The following is a 25,620-nucleotide window of genomic DNA, read 5'->3' as shown; positions in this document are numbered from 1 at the left end:
CGGCCGCGGCTCCCGGCGGCCGTCGCCGTCGGACCGGACCGGGCACCGGTCACCGCTCGCGGGGCAGGGACCTCCCGGAGACCTCCGGGGGCCGGCCGGTGGCGGCCACGCGCGGGTGCAGGGTCAGCTTGATGTGCTGGGTGTCGGTGCGAGTGCGCGAGGCGTCGCCGCCCATTTCGACGACCCAGAACCGCACCTTGGCACCCGCCTGCCCCGAACGCTCGACCGCCACGGCGACCTCCAGTTCGATGTCGCCGAGCTCGAAGGCGATGGTCCGGCCGACGGCGTCGGCCATGGCCTTCTCCAACTGGCCCCGCAGGTCGTGGATGACATCCGACAGCTCGATCACTGGTCGCTCCGGGGTCGGTTCGGGCTGGACGCGACCCCACTATAGGACTTCTCGAAGTCCCGCATGGCGCGCCGCGGCCCTGGGCAACTCCCGGGCATGAACGTCGTATTGGGACTTGACGGAGCCTCCCCGGGCATCGGCATCGGCATCGGAATCGGCATTGGCATCGGTATCGGCCCCGGCGCCGGGGCGGCGGCACGGCGGTGACCGGACTGCGCGGCGAGCGGGCCGCAGAAGTGATCGTCCGGCACACCGACGGCCGCGAGACCCGCGGCTCGGGCTACCTGGTCCGCGCGGGCGTGGTGCTGACCGCCGCGCACGTGGTGCGGCTCGCCACCCGCGTCACGGTCCGCTTCGAGGCGGACCGCCCGGCGCAGTGGAGCGCTCCGGCACGCGTCCTGTGGTCGGACGCGCGCGCCGACGCGGCCCTGCTCGCCCTGGACGCGGCCGACCCCGGGGGCGAGGGCGATGCGGACGGCGCGGACGGCGCGGGGGGCGCGCGAAGGAGCGCGCGGCGCGTCAGGGCGGCGCGCTTCGCGGCGGTCCGCGAGCGCGACGCGGGCCTGCGCTCCAGCGCGCTCGGTTTCCCCTTCTTCAAACGGCGCGACGACGCCGACGGCCTCACCTCGTACCGGGACTCCTGCCACGCCCGCGGCGAGATCGCGCCGCTGGCCGACCGCAGGGAGGGCACCCTGGAGCTGCGGGTCCAGGAACCCGAACGGGACCCGGACCCGGACCGCTCCCCGTGGGAGGGGATGTCGGGATCGGCCGTCTGGGCGCACGGCCGGATCGTCGGGGTGGTCTCGCTGCACCGCCGCGAGGAGGGCCTGGGCACCCTGACGGTCAGCCGCGCCGACAGGTGGGCGGCCGCGGCCGACGAGGCGGGCCGCGAAGCACTGCGCGCCGTCGGCGTCACCGCCGCACTGCCACCGGCCGCGCCCCGGTGGCGCGAGCCGCGGCTGCTCCTGTGGAGCGGCACCGGCGCGGTCCTCCTCGCCCTGACCGCCTGGTTCGCCACCGCGCGCCTCACCGCGCAGCCGCCGCTGCACTTCCGCGTCACGGGCAGCTGCGACAAGCCCGGGACGAGGCTCCTCAACGCGTCCTCCGGGTTCACCCCCGGAGGCCGCTACACCAACGAGATCCGCTCACCCGACGGGAAGCTCTTCCCGCTCGGCACCCGCCAGAGCAACATCGTGACCGACAGCGGCTCGCTGACCTGGCAGTGGACCTGCGCCCGCACCGACAAGCCGGGTACCTACCAGGCCCGCGTCACCGACGAGACCACCCACCGGCAGACCGGCTGGGTCCCCTTCACCGTCGCCCCCTACGCCCCGTACGCCTGTGCGTTCCGCGAGGAGAACGGCCTCTGGTACGCCGGCCTCAGCGGGACCACCACCCTCCCGCTCCCGCCGCCGACGGGCGGGACCTCGATGGACGACGTCGCCGAGGCCCAGTGCCTCCTCCAGCGCCTGGGCTTCGACCTCGGGCAGGGGAACGTCGACGGCTGGTACGGCGAGCGCACCCGGCAGGCCGTCGTCGCCCTGCAGCAGCAGGCCGGAGCCACCGCGGACGGCCTCATCGGCCCGGCCACCTGGCGGCTGCTGCGCACCCGTTCACCTCAGGGCGTCGGCTGACCCGAGCACCGCGGCGTCACTGGTCGGAGTAGCTGAGGTCTCCCACCGTCCAGCTGCTGATGTCGGCGATGGCGATGCGGTACATGCCGCCGGTGTGGGGCAGGCCGTAGCTGCCCTGCAGGATGCGGGCGACGTGCAGGTGCAGGTGGGTCGGCCGTGCGGTGGCCGGTGTGCCGTGCTCACCGGCCCCCGTACCGGCCGCCGCACCGGCGCCGTCGCCGCCAGCCTGCGGCGTGAAGAGCGCGGCGAAGGGCTTCAGGAAGTCGGAGGCGGTGAGGACTTCCGCAACCCGCTCGAGCCACAGGCTCTCCGGCGCCAGCCGGCCGGTGATGACCGCACCGGGGACGACCACGGTCAGGGGCATCTGGTTACTGCGCTCGGACTCCACCATCGCGGCGATCTTGACGAGCAGTCCATCGGGATTCGACATGGAACCGAGGGTAGTGCCCGCCGGGCCGTGTCGACCCGATCGCGCGTCCGCCGCCCCGCCCGTCCGCCGCCCCCGCTCACCGCTCGGCGGGATCCTCCGCGTGGTCGCCGAGGGTGAGCAGGACGCGCCGCAACAGGGCGGCGAGCTGGTCGCGTTCGCCGGTGGTGAGCCCCGTGAGCTGGCGCTCCTCGCCGGCCAGGTGGTGTTCGACGAGACGGTTGGCCAGCTCCCGCCCGCTGTCGGTCAGCGAGATCAGCACCCGGCGGCGGTGGGCCGGATCGACGTCCCGGTCGACCAGGCCCTTCTCGACGAGGCGGTCGATGCGGTTGGTGAGCGCCGCGGAGCTGACCATCGCGGCCGAGCTGAGCTCGCCCGCGTTGAGGACGTGCGGCGGCCCGGAACGCAGCAGGGTGGCGAGGACGTCGAACTCCCAGGGTTCGACGCCGTGCACGGCCAGGTTCTCCTTGATCCCGCGCTCCAGCAGGCGCGAGGCGCGGGAGAGACGGCCGATCACGGCCATGGGGGAGGCGTCCAGGTCGGGGCGGACCGCGCGCCACTGCGCGGTGATGCGGTCGACGCCGTCGTGCTGCGGCTGCTGTTCCGTCATGCGCCCAGCCTAACATTTCGACGTAGAAGTGTTTGACGGCGCGGACCGAATCTGCCTATAGTTTTGACATCGAAATGTTCGACACTGGGGGATGACATGAAAACCCTGCTCACCGGTGCCACCGGTTACATCGGCTCGGCCGTGACCGAGCACCTCGTCGCCGCCGGCCACCAGGTCGTCGCACTCACCCGCGGCAGCGAGCCACAGCCCGGCCGGGCCTGGCACGCGCGGGTGATCGGCGACACCGCCGACCCGGCCTCGCTGGCCGGTGCGGTGACCCCCGACATCGAGGCCGTGATCCACCTGGCTCCCCCGAGCGGCGACGCCGACGTCGACGCCGCCGTCATCGAGGCGCTGGCCGCTCCGCTGCGCGGCACCGGCCGCCCGTTCGTCTACACCAGCGGCGTCTGGGTGCTCGGGGCCACCGGCGAGGCCCAGGAGGTCGCCGAGGACGCCCCGACCCGCCCGATCGACATCGTCGGCTACCGCCCGCTGATCGAACAGCGGGTCCTGGCCGAGAGCGCCGAGGGCGTGCGCGCGGTCGTCGTCCGGCCCGGCATCGTGTACGGCCGGGGCGGCGGCATCCCCGCCATCCTGGTCGACCGGGCCCGCCAACAGGGCGTGCCCGAGTACTACGGCGCGGAGGGCGTGCGCTGGCCGGTCGTCCACGTGGACGACCTCGCCGAGCTGTTCGTGGCCGCCGCCGAGCGGGCCGAGGCCGGCACCGTCTGGCACGGCGTCGGCGAGTCGGCCGTCCCGGTGCGCGACCTCGCCCGCGCCGCCGGCCGTGCGGCCGGCGTGTCCGGCGCCCCGCAGGCGGTGCCGGTGGAACAGGCCGCCGAGACCTTCGGCCCGCTCTTCGCGGGCGCGCTCGCCCTTGACCAGAGCGTCAGCGGAGCCGCCGCCCGGACCGCCCTCGGCTGGCGGCCGGAGCGGCCGGACGCGGTGACCGAGCTGGAGTCCGGCTCCTACCGGCGCGTCGACGCCGCCCAGGAAGCCGTCGCGGTCGACTGACCCTCCCAACCCCCACACCCCCACCCGGCCGGCCCGGGGGCACACCCGCCCCGGGTCGGCGGGGGCCGCGCGGGCCCGGACGGGGGTCGGGCCCGCGCGGCCGCCCCCGTACGGAACGGCCGCCCCACCGCGCGTACCGCGCCCCGTCTCCCGTCGCCCGTACGAGGTCCCGCCCGGCGGCGGTCAGGGGCGATCGGGGAGGGCGCGGGCGAGGGAGTCGAGGGCGGCCACCGGATCGGGGCCGGCGGGGGAGAGGACGACGCAGGTGGCGCCCGCGGCGTGCCGGGCCGCGATCGCGGCGCGCGCCTGGGCGGGGGTCCCGGTCACGCCGAGGGCGCGCACCCAGTCGGCGGGAAGGGTGCGGGCGAACTCCTCGGGACCGGAACTCGCGGCCCGGTGGGCGCGCAGCTCGGCGGCGAAGGGCAGCGGGTCGATGTGGGGCGCCCAGTCGGGTTCGCCGATCGCGGAGAGTCCGGTCCGGGCGCGGTCGAGGGCCGCGTCCTCGTCGTCGTCGACGGCGGCGATGTCGTACACGACGACCTCCGGCTCCGGTGCTGCGGCGGCGCCGGGACGGGTGAGCGAGGCGGTGATGTAGGCGGGGGCGGACGGTTCGGCGAGCAGCAGCCCGTCGGCGGCCTCCCGCGCCATGGCCTGCGACCTGGGCCCGCGCACACCGAGCACCACCGGCGGAACGGCGTGCGGGACCTCCGTCAGCACCACCCCCTCGCACCGCACGTACCGGCCGTCCGCGGGGCCGGGCTCGCCGCGCAGCAGCGCGCGCAGGGCGGTGGCGTACTCGCGGAGCAGGGTGAGCGGGCTCTCGGGCCAGCTGCCGATCCGGCGCATCCAGTCGGGCATGCCGTGGCCGATGCCGGCGATCAGCCGGTGGGGGTGGAGCTGGGCGAGGGTGGCGAGTTCCATGGCGGTGAAGCAGACGTTGCGGGCGCCGGCCGGCATGATGCCGATTCCCACGGTGATCCGCCCCGTGGCGGCGAGGAGGGTCGCGGCCTGCGCGATGCCACCGCGGTAGCCGAGGTCCTCGACCACCCACACCTCGTCGAACCCGAGTTCCTCGGCCCGACGCGCGTACGGGACCAGCTCGTGCGCGGGCAGGTCGCGGGGCAGCAGGACGCCGACCCGGCGGCGGTGGGTGTCGGTGCGGGGCATGCGGCTCCTCGGGGGTGCGGTGGGCCGGTGGCCGGCTCCGCCTGCGAGCCGGTGAGGATCAGTCGATCGCGCCGCGACCGCGGTGTCCAGCCCCGGCCGGGCGCGAGGTGCCCGGCCGGGTGTACGGACGGGTGCGGATCAGCGGACGGGGACGCAGATCTCGCACAGGTGCCGGGCGAGCAGCGCGGGGCGGTAGCGCTCCAGAACGGGCCGGGTGGCGTCGAACGCGAGGCCCTGGGCGGCGAGACCGTCGAACAGCCCGGCCCAGGCCCGCGCGAGGCCCTCGGGGGTGTGGGCGGCGGTGAGGACGGCATGGCGCCCGCCGGCGAGGCGGGCCACCTGTATCCCGGGGCCTCGCACCGCGGTGTCCTCGGGAACGACGAGGCAGGTGTCGTAGCGGCAGGCGTGGGGCGGGGTGCGGGACGGGTCGTCATGGGCGATGCCCAGAACGGCGGAGTCGGCTCGCAGCAGACCGTGGGCGGCGGCCCAGGACTTGAGCTCCTCCATCCGGATCCCGTTCGCCTCGCCATAGGGGCCGGTGCGCCTCGAATAGGCGATGCGGGATTCCTCGATCATTTCCAGCGTGAACACGTGAATCATCCTCCGCTCGGGTGGTGTGGAGGAGACGGTAGCAAGGTATAAAAACGAAATCGGCGGGCTTTTTGAATTCCGTCATGCCGGTCGGCCCGCTGACCTGACCGGCCCTTGGTGCAGCGCTCGGTGGCGAACGGGAGGAGTCGGAGGTCCGGCCGGACCATGGCGATGAAAGGGAATTCGAGCGATGTCGACGGACCGTCGCCCGTCCGGCCGGAATTCGGCGAAACCCGCGGCCCGCTATCCGAGTCCGAGCATCGCCTCGGCCATCTCGCCGACCGCCGCGGCGGGGATCGCGGTGGCGGCCCCGTCGAGCACGAGCAGCCGTGCTCCGGGGACCGCGTGCGCGATCGCCTCGCCGTTGCCGAGGGGGAAGAAGCGGTCGCGGCGGCCGTGGACGACGAGCGTGGGGACGGCGATCCCCGGCAGGCGTTCGCGCCAGCGGGGCGCGCAGTCGAGCCTGGAGAACACCAGGCCCATCTGGTTGGCCATCTGGACCGGGGGCGCCGTGCCGGGCGTGCGGTCCCAGACGCGCGCGGCGACGGCGCGCGCGGCGGCGGGGTCGTCGCCGAGGATCTCCGCGGCGGCGCCCGCGAACTCCGCGACCGCCCGGCGGTCGCTCCAGTCGGGCAGCGGACGGGCGAACAGCCGGCTCATCGTCGCCGGGTCGTGGTCGGGGAGGTCGCCGTCGGGCGGGCCGGGGGCGACCGGGCGGGTGCCGGCCAGGGTGAGCGCGCGGAACGCGTCCGGATGGTCGAGCACGGCCACCTGGGCGACCATCCCGCCGACACCGATCCCCGCGAGGTGCGCGGGAGCGCCGCCGAGCGCGTCGGCGAGGGCCGCGGCGTCGGCGGCGAGGTCGCGCAGGGTGTAGGCGGGTGCCTGCGGATCGGCCGCCGTCGACTCCCCGCTGTCGCGCAGGTCGTAGCGGACCGCCCGCCGCCCGCCGGCGGCGAGGCGCTCGCAGAGCGCGTCGGGCCAGGAGAGCATCGTCGGCCCGCCCGCGAGCAGGACGAGCGGCGCGCCGTCGTCGCCGAACGACTCGACGCCCAGGTCCGTCCCGTTGACATGGACGGTGGTCATCGGATCACCGGGCCCCGTCGTGCCCGAGACCGCGGTCGGGCGCGCTCATGTCGCCCGTCGCGGGCGTCCCGTCGGCGAGCCCGTAGCGCAGGTACACGGTGCCCGTGGGGCCGGCCACCGGCGGTTCGAGGAGCGTGACGTTCGTGGGCACCGCGCCGCCGTCGAACACCTTCTTCCCGACGCCGAGCACGATCGGGTGCACCCACAGGTCGAGGCGGTCGAAGAGCTTCTCCCGCAGGAGGGACTGCACCAGGTCCAGGCTGCCGACGACCTTCACGTGCTGGTGCCGGTCCCGGATCTCGCGCACCGCGCCCGCCAGGTCCGGGCCGAGCCGGGTGGACCCGGCCCACGGGAGGTCCGGCGTGCCGCGGGAGGCCACGTACTTCGGGACGCGGTTGAAGAGCTCGGCGATCTCGCCCTCCTGCTGGTGCGGCCAGTAGGAGGCGAAGAGGTCGTAGGTGCGCCGGCCCAGCAGAAGGGCGTCGGTGCCCTCGTACGCGGCCAGGATCTGCGCCCCGGTGGCCTCGTCCAGCAGGGGCGCCTGCCAGCCGCCGAACGGGAACCCCTCCGGGTCCTCGTCGGGTCCGCCGGGCGCCTGCCCGACGAGGTCGAGGGTCGTGAACAGTTCGATGTGGATGAGGCCCATGTCTGTACTCCCGATGAGTCGGTCGTCCCGGTTCGCGATGTAGACCTGCCGGGGCCGGAAAACTCATCGCCGCGTCGGCACCCGGTTTCCCCGCCCGGCGGCCCCGTGGGTGTCCCGGACCGGGCGGACGGTCGGCGGCTCCACGCTGCGAGCGTAGCGCCAGGCGCTCGCCGGGGCGGGTGGCCGGTTGACCCGTTCGTGTGAAGGAGGACGCCGCCCTCGACGGCCGCCTCCGCCCGTCGGGCTGTCACAGGCGCCGGGCAGAATCATCGGCGTTCGCGATCACCACACCGACCCGGAGACCGACGTGTCCTCGCCGTACGATTTCACGACCTGGGAGCCGCTGCTGCGGCTCCTGCGGACCGCACACGCGCGGGAGGCGGCCGCGCCGGGAGGGCAGGTGTCGGGGAGCATCGGCCGCGACACGGACGACGTGCCGCTGACGGACGACCGGGAGGCGCGCGACGCGATCGAGCGGGTAAGGACCGCCCTCGCCTCGGCCGGGATGACGGACATGGGCTTCGCCGCCCGGATTCCGCCGAGCGGAGCGGTGGTGCTCCGGCTGTTCGACCGCACGGCGGCGACCGAGGACGCCGTCGGCAGCGTGCTGGGCGCGCTGACCCTGGTCGAGGGCGCCGTCCCCGAGCCGTGGCGGCGCCTGCCCGAACCCGTGGACGGGGCCCGGCCGGCCCCGTCCGCCGACCCGGAGTTGCTGGAGCGCAGGCTCCGCGACCTGATACCGGACGCGATCGGCGCCACCGAGGAGGAGATCGCCGCCGCGGAGGAGCGCCTGGGGCTGACACTGCCCGAGGAGGTGAAGGCGCTCCACCGGGTGACGCGCGCGCGGTGGGAGGACTGGCGGGACGACCACGAGGCCGAGCAGCGCGTCCTCGGCGCGGTGGGCTTCGACCCGATCCCCCTGGAGCACCTCTTCGTCGCCGACCTGTCGATGCGTTCGTCGTTCTCCTGGGAGCACGCGGCGACGGGGGCCGTCCTCACGGGACCGGAGGACGCCGTGCAGGACCTCGTCGGCTCCCCGGGGTGGATCGTCATCGGCGACACCGGCGGAGGGGACCAGGTCGTCGTCGACCTGACGCCCGGCCCCCGCGGCCACCTCGGCCAGATCGTCGTGCTCGACCACGAGCAGGCCGTCGGCGCGTCGCTGTGGGCCGACTCGCTGACCGATCTGGTCCTCGGCCCCGAACGCACCTGGTACACCGGACACCGTTGGGAGAAGCCGCCGCTGACGGCCATGGTCCACGACGGGAGCGCCGGGAGCATCGAGGCCGTCGCCCAGCCGGCGCTTGAAGTCCTGAGCATCGTGTCGCGCACCGGCGCACCCCTGAGCCTCGCCCCCCTCGTCGGGCTGCCCCGCCTGCGCACGCTCCGCGCCGCCCCCGGCACGCTCGCCGACCCGCTGCAGATCGCCGAGCTGACGGGCCTGGAGTTCCTCGAACTCGCGCCCGAGGACTGGCGCGTCCTGCTCGACGCCGGAGCGGTGCCGCGCAGCCTCTCGGCCGCCTCGTTCCAGCGCTTCGGGCATCAGGACCCGAGGTTCGCCGTGGCCCTGGCCGACGAGATCCTCGCCCTCTGGGACCGCCCGCTGACCACCGAGACGGTCATCAACGGCGACCTCGGCCCCCTGTCGTAGCCCCGCGCCACCGGCGGGACGGAGGCCAACTCGATCCGGAGGGAAGCCGCGATGCACACGGCGGTCGAGGTCGCCCCGCGCCGCGGCAGGCACGGCCCGGGGTCCTCCGGCACCCGGGCGCCGGCGGCCAGGTCGGTCCCGGAGGTGTGCGGGCTCGCCGGGCACGGTGTGCTGACGGTGCGTTAACCATGGGGGAAAGGTCTGTTCCAGGGCCGTGAAATCTCGGTCATGGCGATCCGGGAACCATGCGAAACCGGGCAGTGGCGCGGTCGACGAATGTTAAGTTACCCGTCGGTCAGGAGCGGCGTGCGGCTGCTCCGGGCCGTGCGCCCCGCCACAAGTCACCCCCGATCCAGCATTGTTGACCGGAAGGGACCCTCCACGTGACCGTGCGCAAGCTGACGATGTCAGCAGCCGCGACAACCACCGTGCTCCTCCTCTGCGGCGCCGTCCTGAACGGAGCGGCGGCAGCACCGGCCGCCGCTGCCGGCACCACCACCATCACGACCACCACGACCACCACGACCAACTCGACTACCGAGACGGCCGCTTCGGCCACATCGCCCGGCGCACCGGCGACGCTGGCACCCCCGGCGTCCGGGACGGCCGCGGCGACCCTGGCGACCCCGGCGCAGGGCGGCGCGCCGGCCACCGCCACGGCCGACCCCGGCGTCGCGCTCTCCTCCTACGACCCGGCCACCGGCACCGCCGTGCTCGCACCGGCCGCCACCGCTCCGCAGGCGCCGTCCCTCCGGGCCGAAGCCCCCGGCGCCGCCGCCGCTGCCGCTGCCGCCGTCCGGCCCGGGCAGCTGATCGACAGCCCGCCCACCCCCGCGGCCCCGCACGGCGCGCTGGTCGCCGTCACCGGCGTGCAGCCGGCCGCCGACGGGACGGTGGCCGTCACCACCCGCCCGGCCACCCTCCCCGAACTGCTCGGCGCGACCAGCACCAGCCTGCACAGCGCCGTCAGCCCGAGCGCGTTCCAGGTCCAGCCCCGGCTCGGCGGCGTCCAGGTCACCACCGACCTCGGGCCGGCCGGCGGCCAGGGCTCCGTCTCCGGAAGCCTCGGGCTCAGCGCCGACGCCACCGTCCCGCTGCCGAACGGGTCCTCGGTGACGCTCTCCGGCTCGGTCTCGCTCACCCCGGCCGTCGACTTCTCCTACCAGGGCGGCCTCGGCCTGATCGACCCCCAGCAGGCCCGGATCGGCTTCAGCCTGGGCGCACACGCCGACTGGCGCGTCAGCGGGAGCCTCGCGGGCGCCACCTCCGCCCGGATACCGCTGGCCACGTACAGCGCCAGCCCCGTGGTGATGGTGGGTCCCCTGCCCGTCGTCATCAACCTCACCTTCACCCTCTCCGCCGACATCGCCGCCGACGGCACCGTCACCCTCGACGCCGAGCAGGCCTACGACGGCCGGTGGGGCGTCCACTCCGACTACGTCAAGGGCCCGGGCTGGACCACCACCACCGACCCCGGGACCTCCACCGTCACCCCGCTGCGCCTCGACCTCAGGGGTTCCGCCTCGGCGAAGGCCGGTCTGCTCGCCGAAGGCTCGATCGCCCTGTACGACACGATCGGCGTCAAGGCGTCGATCGAGCCGTACCTGCGCGCCGCCGTCAGCGGCTCGGTCGTCCTCGACGGCGCCGGCAGCGCGCCGGAGGTCAACGGCACGGCCGTGCTCTACGGCGGACTCGACATCAACGGGGCCCTGATGGCGAAGCTCGCCATCCTCGGCACCCCGGTCCTCTCGGCGGACCTGCCCTTCCTCGCCTTCCACCGCGAATGGCGGCTGGCCTCGGTGAGCACCGGCCCGAACCCGCCGCGCATCGTGGACTGGACCCCGCTCAGCTCCGGCCTGGCCGACGACAACCGCTCCGCCCACCTGAAGACCCGACCGGACTGGGACCCGTACGCCCTCAAGGCGTCCTGCCCGGACGGCAGCCGGCTGATCGGGCTCAGCCACGGCGGTGACGACGGCCTGTGCACGGACGTCACGCAGGCGGACCTCTGGGACGCCGGCCGCGCGTACGCCGTCGACCACGGCGGCACCTACGTGACGACCGACTGGGCACCGGGGTACGCCAAGGCCCAGTGCCCCGCCGGTTCCTTCGTGTCCGGCTACAGCCGCAACGGCCGGACGATGGGCGTGCTCTGCGCGAAGTCGGCGACCCCGCCGGGGGCGTCGACCCGTACGCTCCGCTTCGACGACGGCGACAACCGCCCCGCGGTGGCCGGGGGCGGTGACTTCGCGTACGGCTTCGCCAAGGGCCAGTGCGCGGACGACGAGTTCGTCGCGGGGGTGGCCTACGGCCAGCCCTGGTGGCAGCTGTGGGCGGCGCGGCCGTACGCGCTGCTCTGCCAGAAGCTCGCCTGACGGCGACAGGACCGTCCGCCGCGCCGGACCCTGCCCACGGTGGTGTGGTGGGCGGGGCCCGGCACGGCGATCCGGCCGGTGGTGCGGCCGGCGGATCAGTGCAGGGGCACGACGGCGAGCGGGCAGGGCGCGTGATGGACGACCGCGTGGGCCACCGGGCCCAGGTGGGCGCCCAGCGGGTTGTGGTGGTGCCGGGCCCCGATGACCAGCAGGCCGGATCCGGCGGCCGCGTCGACCAGGGTGATCCCGGCGTGGCCCATCAGCACCTCGGTGGACACCGCGACCTCCGGGTGGTGCTCGCGCCAGGGGGCGAGCGCCATGCCGAGCGCCTGCCGCGCTTCGGCGGCCAGCTGCTTCTCCAGGCCGCCGATGGAGCCGAAATGCAGGTACTCGGTGCCGGCCGGCGGCCCCCAGGCGTGCACCACGGTGAGCGGGTCCCGGCGACGGGCGGCGGTCCGGAAGGCGAAGTCGAGCACGGGATCGCACGGATGCGCGAGGTCCACGCCCGCGGTCACGCCGCCCGGCTCCTCCGCCCGTCGCGCGCCCGCGCCGCCCCGCACCAGCACCACCGGGCAGCGCGCCGCGCCGAGGACCCGATGGCTCACCGAACCGGTCAGGAAGCCCCGCAGCGAGCCGAGGCCGCGGGACCCGAGCACCAGCAGCACGGCCTGTTCCGAGGCCGCCGCCAGCGCGGAGACCGCGTCGTCCGGCGCCTGGGAGACCCGTACGTCCAGGCCGGGAAAGAGGGTCCGCAGCGCGTCGGCCTCGGTCGTGGGCGCCCGCTCCGGCCCCCGCGAACCGGCCTGCAGCACGTCGAGCGGCAGCCCCTGCCGAACGGCCTCGCGCGCCGCCCAGCGGGCGGCGGCCCGGCTGGGCTCCGAACCGTCGAAGCCGGTGATGATCCGGTCACGTGCCACGGTCCGCCTCCGATCCCGCCGCCCGCCACCGGCGGGCCGCCCTCTCCATGCTGCGCGCCGCCCGGCGCGGAGCGCGAGCGGTGGCCGCCCCGGCCGTGCCGCCCTGCCCGCCCGCCGTGAGGGGCCCCGGCGACGTGACGCCGGACCTCAGGGGGCCATGGTGAGGCCCGCCGAGGCGGCGCCCCGGCTGAGGACCACCGAGCGGATGTGCTCCAGGGCGCGGGTGTAGTCGGCGCGCTCGGGGGCGCGGCGGGCCGCCTGCCGGAGGTCGAGGACGCGGTAGGGCGGGCCGAGGTCCGTGACCTGGGGGATGAACTCGGCCTTGGTGACCGTCCAGCGCCGCTGCGGGGTGTCCGGCGGGGTGAAGGTGAAGCGGGCGATCGAGCTCCAGTTGCCGCGCGGGTCCTCGGCACCGTCGTAGCCGAACATGTGGCCGGCCAGCTGGTCGCCGAGGCCGTAGACGGTCCAGGTGTCCGCGATCTTCTCGTACGCCTGCGGGACGTGGGCGTGGGTGCCGAGGACGAGGTCGACGGCGGGGCGGTCCCCGGCCCGCGCGGCGGCCAGGTCGCGTGCCAGGGCGAGCTGCTGGTCGTTCGGGGCGTCCTGCCACTCGGTGCCCCAGTGGACGCTCACCACGACGACGTCCGCGCCGTCGGTCCGGGCGGTGCGGGCGTCGGCGAGGATCCGCTCGCGGTCGATCAGGTTCACCGCCCAGGGGCGGCCCGCCGGCAGCGGGATGCCGTTGGTGCCGTAGGTGTAGGCGAGGTGGGCGACGGTGGCGCCGCCGGCCCGGAGCAGCGCGGGCCGCCCGCCCTCGGCCTCGTCGCGGGCGGAGCCCGTGTGCGCGAGGCCCACGGCGTCCATGGCGTCGAGTGTGCGGCGGATGCCGTCGGGGCCGTCGTCGAGGGTGTGGTTGGAGGCGGTGTCGCAGGAGGTGTACCCGGCGTCCTTGAGGGCCCGGGCGACTTGGGGCGGCGACTTGAACGCCGGGTAGCCGGTGAACGGTCCGCCGTCGGGGCCGTAGACGGTCTCCATGTGGCAGATGGCGAGGTCGGCCCCGCTGATCAGGGGTTTGACGTCGGCGAACATCCCGGCGAAGTCGTAGCCGGACCCACCGGCGTCCTCGTTGGCCTGCCGGATGATCTCGGTGTGCGGCAGCACGTCCCCGGTGGCGACCAGCGTGAACGCGCGCGGCCCGGTGGGGGACCCGGTCGTGGTCGGGGACGCGGCGGCGGGCGTCGGTGTGGCACCCGGGCCGGCGGCCGGGGAGCCGCAGCCCGCGGCGACGAGGAGCAGCGGGACGGACACCACGAGGGCCGGTCGACGGGGCAGGCGCATAGTCGGCTCATCTCATGATCGGACGGTATTGCTGATACTCCGACTATGCGGCGCCCCGGCGGCCCGGCCCGGCCCCCACGCCCTGGGGTCACCCGAGGGAGCGGTCGGGGGGGCAGGAAGGACTTGACGCCCTGTGGGGGGCGTTCGGGTCGTTCCCGCCGCGACGAGGTCGACGGCCGGCCCCGGCACACCGCGCCGGCACCGGTTGCCGGCGCTCAGCGACGGTGGACGGCCGCCGCGATGTCGACGAAGTCCTGCTTCCTTCCGTGCGGTGGGACCCTCTGGGGGGCGCTGCTGCGCCCTCACCAGGACGTCCCGATCCGCGAGGAGCCGCGCCCGCAGCTGAGCCGTTCGTCTGGAAACCACCTCCGGTCGGCGGTAGGCCGCGTGTCGCTCCCGACCGCGGGTGGTCCTGAAGTCGTAGCGGGGGAGGGGCACTTCGGCGGGGGAGTCCGCTACCGCAGGCGGATGCGTCGCGCCGTCGGGGCACCCTACGGTCGCCCCGACGGCCCGCCGAGGCACCCGAGGGGAAACACCGTGATCCGCGCCGCCAAGTCGGCCGCCGCCGTGGCGGCGCTGGCCCTGACCTTCCTCACCGCGCCGGTCGCGACCGCCGCCGCGGACCCGCTCGCCACGCTGCGCGGCCAACAGCCGCGCTGGCACGCCTGCGCGACCGGCCCGGACGACGCGGCCGGCGCCGAGCTCGACGCCGCCGGCGCCCGCTGCGCCGAGGTCACCGTCCCCGTCGACTACCGCCGTCCCGACGGACGGACGCTCAGCGTCGCCCTCTCCCGGCTGCCCGCCACCGACCCCGCCCACCGGCTGGGCACCCTGTTCTACAACCCCGGCGGCCCCGGAGTCCCCGCCCGCCACCTCGCCCTCGCCCTGCGGCAGGCCGCCCCGGCCCTCGGCGCCCGCTACGACATCGTCGGCATGGACCCGCGCTTCGTCGGCGCCAGCACCCCGCTCGACTGCGGCTGGCCGACGGCCGGCCCCGGCTCGGCCGGCCCCGACCGGCTGGGCTTCGACCGGGCCGCCGAGCTCGCCAAGGACCTCGCGGCCCGCTGCGCGCCGTACCGCGCCCTGCTGCCGCACGCCTCCACCCGCAACACCGCCCGGGACCTGGACCTGGTGCGCGCCGTCCTCGGCGAGCCGACGATCGCCTACCTCGGCTCGTCCTACGGGAGCTACCTCGGCGAGGTCTACCTCCAGCTGTTCCCGGACCGGGTCGGGCGGGCGGTGTTCGACGCCGCCATGGACCCGGACCGCTTCGGCCCCGACCTGACCGCCACCCAGGGCCCCGCGATGGGGGCCGCGCTCACCGCCTGGGCGGCCTGGGCGGCCGGCCACGACGACCGCCACCACCTGGGCGCGACCACCGCCGAGGTGCTGGCCTCGGTCGAGCGGGTGCGCCTGGCCGCCGAACGCGCCCCGCTGGCGGTCGGCGCCCACCGGGTCGACGCCCGGGCGCTGCCGCAGGTGCTGTGGACGGTGTCGGCCGGCGACGACGCCGCCGCCTACGAGGAGTTCTCCGCCCTGGCGCGCGTCCTGCTCGACGCCGCCGAAGGCCGTCCGGCCCGGCCGACCGCGCTGCTGGAGGCGGTGCTGACCGGCCTGGCGGCCCCCGACACCGGAGGCTACGCCGCCACGCAGGCCGCGATCATGTGCGCGGACCGCGCCGCCTCGCGCGACCCGCTCGCCTACTACCGCGACATCCAGGCCCACCGCGCCGACGAGCCGCTGTTCGGCCCGCTCACCCGCAACCTCACCCCCTGCACCTTCTGGCCCGCCGAGCCCGCGGAACCGCCCACCCGGGTGCGCAACGCCGTCCCGGTCCTGCTGGTCGGCGCCGACGGCGACCCGGCCGCCACCTACCCCGGCCAGCTCTCCGCCCACCGCGCCCTGACCGGCTCGCGGCTCGTGACCCTGCGCGGGGCCTACCGCCACACCGTCTACGCGGGCCTCTTCGCCGCCCGCGACACCTGCGTGGACGCCGCCGTCGACCGCTACCTCCTCGACGGCGTCCTCCCCGCCCGCGACGCCGACTGCCCGTCACCCCGCCCGTCACGCCGCCGGTAGGAAGAGAGCCGGCCTCGCGGCCCCCACGGGGTCCGCGAGGCCGGCTCCGCGTGCGTGCCTCCTTCCCGCCTTCCCCCGAAGACCCGCAGCGTGCCCGGCTGCGCGTGGTGACCGCCGCGCGCACCCGCGTCCCCGCGGACGGACCGGCGGAACCGCGCGCCCCGGCCGTCAAGCTCTACCACTCGTTCCCGAGCAAGCCGGTGGACGATCCCGGCAAGCTCGGCCTGCGCCACGACTACCCCGCCCCGATCACGGTCGCGGACACCGACTACCCCTCCGTCGCCCACGCCTACTGGGCCCTGTCGGCCGCCGAGCCCGAGACCCGGCACGCGATCGCCGCGGCGGGGACCGCCGCCGCGGCGCGCACCCTCGCGGCCGAGGCCCCCCGCCGCGAGGGCTGGGAACACGCCCGAACCGCCGTCATGACGCGCCTGCTGCGCGCCAAGTACGACCAGCACCCCGAGCTGGCCGAGGTCCTGCTGGCGACGGACGACGCCACCTTGATCTACGACGACATGAACTCGGCCTTCTGGGGCGACAACGCCGGCCGGGGCCGTAACTGGTCAGGGCGCGTCCTCGAACTCGTCCGCTCCGAACTGCAGGCGCGACGAGCGGGGATTCTCGGGGTGTGAGCCTGCCGGGCGCGCAACCCCACCGAGCCCGTCGCACCTCGGCGAGGAGGGACACCCTGCGCCCCGTCGCCCCGGCGGCGGTGACCGGGGGAGTGGGCGGGGGGAGTGGCGGGCGAAGCCGGTTGCCACGTGTCCGTTCGGGCAGAGCCTCGGCCCGGACGGACACAACCAGGCCTCCTGTCCGAAGAGTTGGCGAACCGTCTGGAACGATGCGAGCTCATCGGGATTGGTTCAGACCACATGCGCGCCGTGGCAGGTCCGCGGGGGAGGTGCTCCCCTCCCGCTGGGACGGCGGCGAGGGGAGCGGTGGATGGCAGTGGCGGAAGCGGCGCGCCGGATCGGGCGCCGGGCGGGGCGGCACGGGCTGGTGCTGACGGCCGTGGCCGTGAGCGTGCTGGTGGCCACGGCGGTGCTCGCCGCGCTGGCCGGACTGGCCCAGTCGGCCGCCACCGCCGGGGTACGCCAACGGCTCGCCGCCGACGCCGGGCGGTCGGTGGAGGTGACCGCGCGCTGGTCGGCGCAGGGCCTGCCGGCCGCCGACCCGGCGGTGCACGCCGCGCTCGTCAAGACGATGGGCGCGATCCCGTTCCGCACCGAGAACGCCCTGCGCGCCGCCGGCACCGTGGACCTGCCGCTGCCGCCCGAAGGGCGCCGGTGGGCCACCGACACCGCGCTCACCGTGCTCCCCGTCGCGCTGCCGGACGCCGCCCGCTACGCCCGGCTGCGCGGCGGAAGCTGGCCGGACGCGCCGGCTGCCACGGCCGCGCCGGCGGACACCGCCACCGGCGGCCACCTGCGCGTCGCCCTCCCGGAGGACGCCGCCGACCGGCTCGGCCTGGACACCGGGAGCAGCGCGGTCATCAGCTCCCCCGGCACCGGCGAGCCGCTCACACTCACCGTGACCGGCGTCTACCGGGCCGACCCGCGGGCCGCCGCGGTCTGGACCGGCCTCGGCGGCGCCCTCGGCGCGGGAACCGCCCTGATGCCCGTCGACGGCCGCCAGTTGACCGCGCTCCCCGCCTACCGCAGCCGCACGCTGGCCCTCTGGCTGGCCCTGCCCGACCCCGCCGGGGCGAGCCTGTCCGAACTCGCCGCGCTACGGGACCGGGTGGCCGCCTTCACCCGCTCGAACCCCGCCCGCTCCGTCTACCACGGCGGTCGGCCCGCGCTGGACGAAACCCAGGTGAGCAGCCGGCTGCCCGCCGCCGTCGACGGCCAGGTGGTGCCGGCCCTGACGGCCAGGTCCCTGACGGCCGTGCCGATCGCCCTGCTCGCCCTGCTCGCCGCCCTGGTGCTCGTGCTGACGGCCCGCCGGCTGGCCGACGCGGTCGCCGCCGAGCAGGCGCTCCAGCGCACCCGCGGTGCCGGTACGCCCCGGCTGCTGGCGGCGGCGACCGCGCAGTGGGCGGTGGCCTCGGTCCCGGCGGCACTCTTCGGGCTGCTGCTGGCCGAGCCGCTGCTCGCGGCCCTGCTGCGTGCCGCCGGGGCGCACGGGCTGGCCGCAGCCGACGGCCGGACCGTCTGGTGGGCCGCCGGGTTCGCGCTCCTGGTGCACGGCGCGGCCCTGCTGCTGCCGCTCGCCCGGCAGGCGCTGGACCCCGGGGCCCTGCGCGCGCTGCGCCGTCGCAGTCCGCGCCGGCTGGGCCTGCAGCGGGCCGGCGCGGACCTGGCGCTGCTCACCGTGGCGCTCCTCGGCTACCTCCAACTGCGCCACTACGGGGGCGTGGTGGTGACCGCCACCAGCGCCGGATTCGACTCCCGCGCCGATGTGACGCTGGTTCTCGCACCGATGGCCATGGCCGTGGCGGGCGCGGTCCTGCTGCTGCGGGTGCTGCCGGCGGCCGGGCGGCTGCTGGAGCGGACGGCCCGCCGGGCCCGCGGGCTGGTGCTGCCGCTGGGCGCCTGGCGGCTGAGCCGCGACACCGGCCGCCAGGCGGTGCCGGTGCTGGTGACGCTGCTGGCGGTGGCCTGCAGCAGCCTGGCCGCCGGAGTGCTGGGCGCCCTGCCGGACAGCGACCGCGACCGGGCGCTCTTCACGGTCGGCGCCGATCTGCGGCTGTCCGGGGCGTCCGGCTCCCAGCCACAGCTGCGCTCCCGGCTGGCCGCGCTGCCGGGCGTGACGGGGCTCACCCCGGTGGCCGACCAGTCCGCGTTCGTCGGCAGCACCCTGGTGTCGACGGTCGGCCTGGACACCGAGGCCGCCTCCGTCGCGGGACTGCCCGCGCTGCGCCGGGACCAGAGCGAGCGTCCGCTCCCGGAGCTGCTGGCTCCGCTGGCCGGCGTACCCGCGCAGGGGATCGCCCTGCCGGGAGAGCCGGGCGCCCTGGAGGTGACCTTCCAGGCGGTCACCGACCTGCCGGTCCCGGCGCCCGGGCCGGGTCTGCGGCTGTGGATACGGGACGCCGCCGGGCTGTCCGAGCAGGTGGAGGTCCCGCTGCCGGCCGACGGCGCTCCGCACACGGTGAGCGTGCCGCTCGACGGCCGCGGCCGGAGCTCCGGCGCCCTGACGCTCGGCCGGCTGGGCGTCCACTTCCCCGGCACGCTGAACCGGCGCGTCACCCTCGACCTGCGCGTGTCGCGGATCACCGCCGTCGCCGCCGGGCAGCGGACCGACCTCGCCCTCCCGCCGGGACAGGCCTGGGCCCGCTCCAGCGCGCTGCGCGCCGACCCGGTCGCGATCGACTGCCCCGGCACCAGGCGCACACCTGACCAGGACAGCGAGGACCGGGCCGACGCCTGTACCTGGCAGAGCGAAGAGGGCGCCCTGCTGCACACCGTGATGCGCTCCCACCAGCCGCCGAACCCGCTGACCCCGGTCGGCGAGAACGCCGTCCTCGCGGTGCTGCCCGGATCCGGTGACGGCGCCGGCGCGCCCGTGCCGCCCGTCCTGCCCGCACTCGCCGACCGCGCGCTGCTGGACGCCGTCGATGCCGAGGTCGGCGACACCGTCCGGCTCGACTGGGAGCGTGACGGGCACAGCACCCAGCGGGTCCGGATCACCGGAGAGATCGACGCGCTGCCGGGCTACGATCGGCGCAACGGCCACCTGGTGCTGGACCTGCGGGCCCTCGCCGACAGCCGCGCGGCGAGCGGCGGGCCCCCGCCCCGCGCCGCCCACTGGTGGCTGGCCAGCGACGACCCGGCCGCGACCTGGGCCGCGGTCGACGCACGCGGAGGCCCGGGCCACCCGCAGAGCGCCCGGAACGCCGCCGCCGCCCTGGCGGCCGACCCGTTCCGGGTCGGCCTGCGCTGCGCCTGGCTGCTCGTCCTGCTCACCGCACCGCTGTTCGCGGTCACCGCCCTGACCCTGCACACCGTGAGCACGGTCCGCGCCCGCCGGCGGGAGTTCGCGGTGCTGCGGGCGCTGGGCGTGCGGCGCGGCGAGCTGACCGCGCTGCTGCGCGCCGAACAGATCGCGGTGACCGTGCCGCCGGTGCTGCTGGGCGGGCTGCTGGGACTGCTGCTCGCGTTCCTGCTGCTGGCGTTCACCGTCCTGGACGACACCGCGGGTCCGCTCTTCCCGGCCCTGACCGCCGCCCCCGGACGACCCGCCGCCCTGCTCACGGCGCTGGCCGCCGGTGTGCTGCTCGCCCTCGCCGTGCTGGTCCTCACCCGGCTGCTGGCCCGGGTCGACCTGGTGCGGGCCCTGCGCGCGGGGGAGGACGGATGAGGCCCGCCGGCGGCGGGAGGACGGACGAGACAGACGGCCACCGGGCGGGCGCACCCGCGCGCGGACGAAGCGACAGGGAGAGCCCGGCATGCTGACACTGCGCCTGATCCGGCGCGAGGCACGGATCGCCTGGCCGGTCGCGGCCGTGCTCGCGCTGCTCGCCGTGCTGCTCACGGCGGTCCCGCTGAGCTGGCCTCCGCGGTTCGACCGGCAGGCGGCCGCCACCCTGGCCGACCGGGTCGACCGGGCCCAGCGGGAGCGGCCACTGGTCTCCGCGGCGAGCAGCATCGTCCCGCGGCCGTGGCTCCCTCCCGCGCAGGAGGGCACGCTGGACCGGGAGCTGGACCGGATCGGCGACGGGCTGCGGGCCCTGGCCGGTCCGCAGGCGGGCGGGTTCGGCAGGCCGCGGGCCCACGTCACCACCGGCGCGGCGTTCCCGTGGGGGGCCGGGGCGCCCGGCGAATCCGGCCTGCCGGGGGAGTGGAGCCTGGTCTACGCCCAGCCCTTCGCCGGGGACGGTCCGGTCGAGTACGCCGAGGGCCGGGCGCCGGCGCAGCCCGAGGACACCCGCCCGGGCCCGGGCGATGAACGCTCCCCGATCGAGGTCGCGGTCTCCGAGGCCACCCGGGACCGCTTCGGCATGGCCGTGGGTCAACGCTTCGACCTGGCGGGCGGCCTGTCGACTCCGGTGCTCGTGGTCGGGGTCTTCCGCACCGACCGCGGCGCGGACCGGCTCTGGCGGCGTGCCCCGGAGCTGACCGTGCCCCTGCTCGTGACCACGCCCAAGGGCCAGGTGCTCCACGGCGGGATGCTGACCAGTGCCCGGGGGATGGAACTGGCGGCGGACCGCGGTGCCCCGCTCGCGACGGCCTGGGCGCTGCCGGCGGAGGTCGACCGCTCCGGGCCGGCCGCCACCCCGGCCGGCCTGGCCGGCACCCGTGCGGCCCTCGCCAGGATGCGCTCCGCCCCCCTGGAGGAGCTGTGCGCGACCGACGCCTGCACGGTGGCCGGTCAGCCGGTGGAGCTGGTCGACGTCACCGAGCGGCTCAGCGGGGAACTCGAGGCCTTCGCCGCTCAGCGCGGGCGCACCGAGCAGCTCCAGGGCTTCGCGCTCACCGGACTGCTCGCCGTGGTGGTGGCCACCGCCTTCACCGCCGCCCGGCTCGGGATTCGCCGCCGGGCCGGTGCCATCGCGCTCCAGCTCTCCCGCGGCGCCGGCCTGTGGGGGATCGCCGGGCGACTGCTGGCGGAGGCCGCGGTGGCGGTCGGCGCCGGCACGGGGGCCGGCTGGGCGATCGGCCGCGCGCTCGCGCCACCGGGCGCCGCCCTCGGCTCCCCGGTACCGGTCCTGGTGGCGGCCCTGCTGGTCTGGTGCGCCCCGGCCGCGGTGCTGTTCGCCGCCACCGGGCGGGCCCGGCCGGTGCCGCGCTCGCGCCGGCTGGTCCTGGAGGCCCTGGTGGTGCTGCTGGCCGGCGGCGGGCTGGTCGCACTGCGGGCCCGCGGCGCCTACGCGGGTACCGGCATCGACGCCCAGCTCGTCCTCGCGCCGGTCCTCCTGGCGCTGGTCGTGGTCGCGGTGCTGGTCCGGCTGCTGCCCGCGCTGCTGCTCGCGGCCACGCGCTGGGCCCGCCGTTCGCGCGGTGTGGTCCCGCTGGTGGCGCTCGCCCGGGCCGGCGCCCAGAGCGGCGCCGCCGCGCTCGCCCTGCTGGTCCTGGTGCTCGCCATGGGCTACGGCGTCTACGGCGGTCTGATCCCGCGCACCGTCGAGGACGGCCGGACGCGGCTCGCCGACTGGCGCACCGGCGGTGCGCCGGCCGCCCTGGTCGGGCCGAAGGCGCGGTTCGCCGAGGGACTGCCGCCCACACCCACCGCACCGCACCGGGTGACCGTCACCGGCGCGACCGGCGACCTCCTCTCGCAGGACGACGGCACCGGCTACGAACGGGCCCGGCTCGTCGGGCTGGACGCCGCCGCCCTGGGCGCCGCGGCCCCCGCCTCCCCGCTGGCCCGCGCCCTGTCGACCACCGACGGGCTCGACGCCCCGGTACGGCCGCCCGGCGACAACGGTGCCACGCCCGTGCTCACCGCGCTCGCCGACCCGGAGCTCGCCGCCCGGTTCCCCGACGGCGTCTTCGACCTCTCCGCGCTGGGCATGGACCACGCGCTGGTCCGCGTCGTCGGAGCCCTGCCCGAGGAGGCGCTGCGCGACCCGGTGCTCGGACCGGTGCTCGGCGACGCGCGGCGCTCCGGGGCGCTGCTGGTGTTCACCGGCCCGTCCGCGCAGCGCCTGCCCGCGCAGCACCGGATGCCGTCCGCCGTCCTGTTCTACCCGGCCGCCGGCGGGCCGCCGCTGGATCCGGCCGCCGTGCGCGGCACCCTCGCCCCGCAGCTCGTACCCGGCGGGAACGCCGGGCCGCCGGCCGAGTTCCGCGAGCGGGCCGCGGTGCTCGATGAGCTGCGCGGCGACGGACTGACCCGCTCGGCGCACCTGGCCTTCCGGGTCACCACCGTGCTCGGCCTGCTGCTCGGGCTCGGCGCGTTCGCCCTGGACCTGCTGCTCAGCGCCACCGAACGCGCCCGCACCACGTCCTACCTGCGCACCCTGGGGATCGGCGGCCGGGCGGTGCTCGGGCTGCAACTGCTCCAGCTGGCACCGCTGGTGCTGGCGGCGGCGGCCGGCGGCACCACGCTCGGCCTGCTGCTGCCCGCCGCGCTCGGCCCCGGGTTGCGGCTGGGGGCGATCACCGGCGGGCCGTTCGAGCCCGCCGTCCACATCGACTGGACGATCACGGCGGCGCTCGGCGGCGCGCTCGCCGTGCTGATGACGGCGGCCGCCGTCCTGGAGGCGGCGATCGCCCGCCGTCGGGGTCTGGGCGCCGTGCTACGACTGGGGGAGGCCCTGTGACCGTCCGACCGACCGCACCGACCACGCCCGTGACCGCGACGGTCACAGCCGTGCGCGACCGGCCCATGGTGGTGTGCGAGAGCCTGGTGCGGATCTTCCGCACCGGCACCCGCGCCCGCGACGGGGTCGAGGTCCAGGCCCTTCAGGGGCTCGACCTGACCGTCCAGGAGGGCGAACTGACCGCCCTGGTCGGCGCCTCCGGCTCCGGCAAGTCCACCCTGCTCGCCATCCTGGCCGGCCTGGACACCCCCAGCGCCGGCACCGCCCGGGTGGACGGCACCGACCTGGGCACGCTCAAGGGGCGCGCGCGGACCGCCTACCGGCGCCGCACCGTCGGGACGATCCAGCAGCAGACCGCCGCGAACCTGCTGCCCTACCTGACGGCCCGGGAGAACGTGCAGCTGCCGATGGGCTACGCCGGGACGCCACGCCGACGGCGTGCCGAGCGGGCGAGGGAGCTCCTCGGCCTCATGGGCATCGCCGGAGCCGCCGACCGCACCCCCGCGATGCTCTCCGGCGGCGAGCAGCAGCGGGTGGCGATCGCCGTCGCGCTGGCCAACGAACCGCGACTGCTGCTCGCCGACGAGCCCACCGGCGAACTGGACACCGCCACCTCCGAGGAGGTCTTCGACGCCCTGCGCACCGCCAACACCGAACTGGGCACCACCGTGCTCATCGTCACCCACGACGCCCTGGTGGCCGACCAGGTCGGCCGCACGGTGCGGATCCGTGACGGCCGCACCTCCGCCGAGGTGCTGCGCCACCCGGCCGCCGCCGGGGCGGACGGCGCCGCCGAGGGCCAGGAGTACGCCGTGCTGGACCGGGTCGGCCGGCTCCAGCTGCCGCGCGAGTTCACCGAGCCGCTGGGCCTGACGCACCGGGTGCGGCTGGTGCTGGAGGCCGACCACATCGAGGTGTGGCCGGACCGGGGCCGGCCGCGCCCGGAGGACACCGAGGTCCGAACACGGGGCCGGAGCTGAACGGCCCCCCTTGGGCCTTGGCGTCACGCACGGTGACTCACCCGGTACCGTCGGCCTGCCCGTCCGAGGCCGGCGGCGCCGTCGGACGCGCCCGCCCGCCGTCGTGACCGGACGCCACCACCGCGATCAGGCCGACCACGAGGGCCGCCACCGCCACCCGTCCGAGCGCCCGCACCACCCAGACCGGCAGCGACCGGGCCCCGCCCCGCCCCGGCGCCCCCAGCCGCCCGGCCCGCCGGGCCGGCCGCAGCAGCCGGGCCAACAGCAGTACGGCGACCGGGACTTGCAGCAGCCACACGACGGTGCGCGGCCACTCGCCGAACCACACGTTGGTCCCGTAGAGCAGGGTGTGCCAGACGCTCAGCACGTAGACGACGATCACGAAGCGGTGCAGCCGGCGCCAGGTGTTCGGCCCGAACCGGTGCCGCACGTAGAACAACAGGCCGAGCGGCACGGCCAGGTAGAGCGCGCCCTGCCCGAGCGGGATGGCGATCCGGCCGGTGCCGGAGTCGTACCAGCCGGGCACGAAGCTGTCGGCGAACCCCGACCAGAGCCGGTCGCCCCACGCCGACTCGGCCTCGTAGCGCACGAGTTCGGCCGCGAACATCAGCGCGTGCGCGAACATCAGGGCCGTCGTGGTCAGGCTCGTCGTGCGGTGCCAGCGCTCCAGGGTCTGCCGGGCGACCGGCAGCCGGCCGGGCCGCGGACCGGACAGCAGCAGCCCGAGCACCACCGTCCCCCAGGCCCACAGCAGCCCCGACCAGCCGAACGCCTGGCTCAGCAGGTACATCCAGTACGTGCCCGCGTCGTCCATGAACGGCATGACCGCCACCGTCGCCGAGGTGCCCGCGTCCATCCGGACGTACAGCAGCACGAACACCGCCGCGGTGACGCCGACCGCCGCGCTCGCGTCGGGCAGCGCGGCCCGCAGGTCGGCCCGCAGGGCGCCGCGCCCGGCGGGCCGCCTCCCGGCGGCGGGCGGGGCGTGCGAACCGTCGTCCCCCGGCGTCGTCCCAGGCAGCATCGTGGACCTTCCCGAACGGCGGGACACCGGTGGCGGTGTGCGGCGGGCGGTGTGACGAACCAGTGTGGCGGAGGGGCTCCGGCTTGCCGAGCCCCTATCCGGCCACAGTGGCTCGTGGGCCGACGGCCCTTCCGCAGCAGCGCCCCGACGCCCCGGCCCGCGGACCGATCGCAATTCGGACAACCGTCCGCGCGCGCCCTGCCACCGGAGCGCGAGCCCTCGTATGCTGATGTCCGCAGCCGGTTCGCGCCTCCTGTCCGACCGGACTTCGGCGGCGCGACGCAAGAGGGAACCCGGTGGGAATCCGGGACTGTCCCGCAGCGGTGAGTGGGAACGAAAGCCGTCAACAGCACTGGGCCCGGCTCCGCCAAGGCCTGGGAAGCGACGGCCGGTAGGTGTGCGCCGGTCCCCCCGGCGCACCGGCCCGCGAGTCCGAAGACCTGCCGCTGCGCCCGCACCCCCACGTGCGGGCTGTGCACGGTGACCTCGTGGACTGGGTCGGCGGTACGGACGGCTGCGCGGCGT

Annotated in this window: 19 protein-coding genes and 1 riboswitch; of the genes, 9 read left to right on the top strand and 10 right to left on the bottom strand. The window is 76.3% G+C overall.

Annotated elements, in window-relative coordinates:
- Window positions 1–49: 49 nt before the first annotated feature.
- Window positions 50–349, bottom strand: coding sequence for a trypco2 family protein (locus tag ABT093_RS16595; RefSeq protein ID WP_350564788.1), 300 nt, complete (start codon window positions 347–349; stop codon window positions 50–52).
- Window positions 350–552: 203 nt separating this feature from the next.
- Between ABT093_RS16595 and ABT093_RS16590 the strand changes: the two genes are divergently transcribed.
- Window positions 553–1,983, top strand: coding sequence for a peptidoglycan-binding domain-containing protein (locus tag ABT093_RS16590; RefSeq protein ID WP_350564787.1), 1,431 nt, complete (start codon window positions 553–555; stop codon window positions 1,981–1,983).
- Window positions 1,984–1,999: 16 nt separating this feature from the next.
- On the opposite strand, the gene ABT093_RS16585 is transcribed toward ABT093_RS16590, so the two are convergent.
- Both ABT093_RS16585 and ABT093_RS16580 read right to left on the bottom strand, forming a co-directional pair.
- The gene (locus tag ABT093_RS16585; protein WP_350564785.1) at window positions 2,000–2,413 is read right to left on the bottom strand and encodes a GvpU-like protein; all 414 of its coding nucleotides are present in this window, start codon (window positions 2,411–2,413) and stop codon (window positions 2,000–2,002) included.
- Between the two features lie 76 nt (window positions 2,414–2,489).
- Complete coding sequence (locus tag ABT093_RS16580; RefSeq protein WP_350564783.1) at window positions 2,490–3,020, bottom strand: MarR family winged helix-turn-helix transcriptional regulator; 531 nt, start codon at window positions 3,018–3,020, stop codon at window positions 2,490–2,492.
- A gap of 96 nt (window positions 3,021–3,116) precedes the next feature.
- Here ABT093_RS16580 and ABT093_RS16575 point away from each other — a divergent pair, with 96 nt between their 5' ends.
- Window positions 3,117–4,034 carry an NAD-dependent epimerase/dehydratase family protein gene (locus ABT093_RS16575; RefSeq protein WP_350564781.1) on the top strand — a complete coding sequence of 306 codons (918 nt, stop codon included), beginning with the start codon at window positions 3,117–3,119 and terminating at the stop codon, window positions 4,032–4,034.
- 183 nt (window positions 4,035–4,217) lie between these two features.
- On the opposite strand, the gene ABT093_RS16570 is transcribed toward ABT093_RS16575, so the two are convergent.
- The 4 genes from ABT093_RS16570 to ABT093_RS16555 form a co-directional block, all read right to left on the bottom strand.
- Window positions 4,218–5,201 (bottom strand): LLM class flavin-dependent oxidoreductase, encoded by a 984-nt coding sequence (locus tag ABT093_RS16570; protein ID WP_350564779.1) that lies wholly within the window; start codon window positions 5,199–5,201, stop codon window positions 4,218–4,220.
- A 138-nt stretch (window positions 5,202–5,339) separates the two neighbouring features.
- Window positions 5,340–5,792 carry an AraC family transcriptional regulator gene (locus ABT093_RS16565; RefSeq protein ID WP_350564777.1) on the bottom strand — a complete coding sequence of 151 codons (453 nt, stop codon included), beginning with the start codon at window positions 5,790–5,792 and terminating at the stop codon, window positions 5,340–5,342.
- Between the two features lie 243 nt (window positions 5,793–6,035).
- On the bottom strand, window positions 6,036–6,878 hold the full coding sequence (locus tag ABT093_RS16560; RefSeq protein WP_350564775.1) for an alpha/beta fold hydrolase: 843 nt from the start codon (window positions 6,876–6,878) through the stop codon (window positions 6,036–6,038).
- Window positions 6,879–6,882: 4 nt separating this feature from the next.
- Complete coding sequence (locus tag ABT093_RS16555; protein WP_350564773.1) at window positions 6,883–7,524, bottom strand: dihydrofolate reductase family protein; 642 nt, start codon at window positions 7,522–7,524, stop codon at window positions 6,883–6,885.
- 307 nt (window positions 7,525–7,831) lie between these two features.
- On the opposite strand from ABT093_RS16555, the gene ABT093_RS16550 reads away from it, so the two are divergent.
- Complete coding sequence (locus ABT093_RS16550) at window positions 7,832–9,175, top strand: SMI1/KNR4 family protein (RefSeq protein ID WP_350564771.1); 1,344 nt, start codon at window positions 7,832–7,834, stop codon at window positions 9,173–9,175.
- Between the two features lie 383 nt (window positions 9,176–9,558).
- Window positions 9,559–11,550 carry a hypothetical protein gene (locus ABT093_RS16545; RefSeq protein ID WP_350564769.1) on the top strand — a complete coding sequence of 664 codons (1,992 nt, stop codon included), beginning with the start codon at window positions 9,559–9,561 and terminating at the stop codon, window positions 11,548–11,550.
- A 95-nt stretch (window positions 11,551–11,645) separates the two neighbouring features.
- Here ABT093_RS16545 and ABT093_RS16540 read toward each other — a convergent pair whose 3' ends face one another.
- Together ABT093_RS16540 and ABT093_RS16535 are read right to left on the bottom strand one after the other, a co-directional pair.
- The gene (locus tag ABT093_RS16540; RefSeq protein WP_350564767.1) at window positions 11,646–12,467 is read right to left on the bottom strand and encodes a universal stress protein; all 822 of its coding nucleotides are present in this window, start codon (window positions 12,465–12,467) and stop codon (window positions 11,646–11,648) included.
- A gap of 147 nt (window positions 12,468–12,614) precedes the next feature.
- A complete protein-coding gene (locus ABT093_RS16535) occupies window positions 12,615–13,805 on the bottom strand; it encodes a CapA family protein (protein ID WP_350564765.1) in 1,191 nt (396 codons plus the stop codon).
- Between the two features lie 537 nt (window positions 13,806–14,342).
- Here ABT093_RS16535 and ABT093_RS16530 point away from each other — a divergent pair.
- From ABT093_RS16530 to ABT093_RS16510, 5 genes are all read left to right on the top strand, one after another.
- The gene (locus ABT093_RS16530) at window positions 14,343–15,884 is read left to right on the top strand and encodes an alpha/beta hydrolase (protein ID WP_350564763.1); all 1,542 of its coding nucleotides are present in this window, start codon (window positions 14,343–14,345) and stop codon (window positions 15,882–15,884) included.
- Between the two features lie 50 nt (window positions 15,885–15,934).
- Complete coding sequence (locus ABT093_RS16525; RefSeq protein WP_350564761.1) at window positions 15,935–16,516, top strand: NADAR domain-containing protein; 582 nt, start codon at window positions 15,935–15,937, stop codon at window positions 16,514–16,516.
- Between the two features lie 310 nt (window positions 16,517–16,826).
- A complete protein-coding gene (locus ABT093_RS16520; protein WP_350564759.1) occupies window positions 16,827–20,186 on the top strand; it encodes an FtsX-like permease family protein in 3,360 nt (1,119 codons plus the stop codon).
- Between the two features lie 88 nt (window positions 20,187–20,274).
- Window positions 20,275–23,091 (top strand): hypothetical protein, encoded by a 2,817-nt coding sequence (locus tag ABT093_RS16515; protein WP_350564757.1) that lies wholly within the window; start codon window positions 20,275–20,277, stop codon window positions 23,089–23,091.
- Window positions 23,088–24,071 (top strand): ABC transporter ATP-binding protein, encoded by a 984-nt coding sequence (locus ABT093_RS16510; RefSeq protein WP_502884236.1) that lies wholly within the window; start codon window positions 23,088–23,090, stop codon window positions 24,069–24,071. The genes ABT093_RS16515 and ABT093_RS16510 overlap by 4 nt, the downstream gene beginning before the upstream one ends.
- 37 nt (window positions 24,072–24,108) lie before the next feature.
- Here the strand turns inward: ABT093_RS16510 and ABT093_RS16505 are convergent, their stop codons facing one another.
- Window positions 24,109–25,095, bottom strand: a complete 987-nt coding sequence (locus tag ABT093_RS16505; protein ID WP_350564756.1) for a ferric reductase-like transmembrane domain-containing protein — start codon at window positions 25,093–25,095, stop codon at window positions 24,109–24,111.
- 222 nt (window positions 25,096–25,317) lie between these two features.
- Window positions 25,318–25,557, top strand: a riboswitch (cobalamin riboswitch).
- Window positions 25,558–25,620 lie beyond the last annotated feature (63 nt).

The sequence above is a fragment of the Kitasatospora sp. NPDC002551 genome (genome assembly GCF_040296005.1).
In the GTDB taxonomy this organism is placed as follows: Bacteria; Actinomycetota; Actinomycetes; order Streptomycetales; family Streptomycetaceae; genus Kitasatospora.
This window is presented reverse-complemented; position numbering and strand designations above follow the sequence as displayed.

Coding starts and splice junctions, on each gene's coding strand:
- ABT093_RS16570 (WP_350564779.1), bottom strand. CDS start 5,201: ATGCCCCGCACCGACACCCACCGCCGCCGGGTCGGCGTCCTGCTGCCC.
- ABT093_RS16535 (WP_350564765.1), bottom strand. CDS start 13,805: ATGCGCCTGCCCCGTCGACCGGCCCTCGTGGTGTCCGTCCCGCTGCTC.
- ABT093_RS16585 (WP_350564785.1), bottom strand. CDS start 2,413: ATGTCGAATCCCGATGGACTGCTCGTCAAGATCGCCGCGATGGTGGAG.
- ABT093_RS16515 (WP_350564757.1), top strand. CDS start 20,275: ATGCTGACACTGCGCCTGATCCGGCGCGAGGCACGGATCGCCTGGCCG.
- ABT093_RS16560 (WP_350564775.1), bottom strand. CDS start 6,878: ATGACCACCGTCCATGTCAACGGGACGGACCTGGGCGTCGAGTCGTTC.
- ABT093_RS16555 (WP_350564773.1), bottom strand. CDS start 7,524: ATGGGCCTCATCCACATCGAACTGTTCACGACCCTCGACCTCGTCGGG.
- ABT093_RS16520 (WP_350564759.1), top strand. CDS start 16,827: ATGGCAGTGGCGGAAGCGGCGCGCCGGATCGGGCGCCGGGCGGGGCGG.
- ABT093_RS16575 (WP_350564781.1), top strand. CDS start 3,117: ATGAAAACCCTGCTCACCGGTGCCACCGGTTACATCGGCTCGGCCGTG.
- ABT093_RS16505 (WP_350564756.1), bottom strand. CDS start 25,095: ATGCTGCCTGGGACGACGCCGGGGGACGACGGTTCGCACGCCCCGCCC.
- ABT093_RS16580 (WP_350564783.1), bottom strand. CDS start 3,020: ATGACGGAACAGCAGCCGCAGCACGACGGCGTCGACCGCATCACCGCG.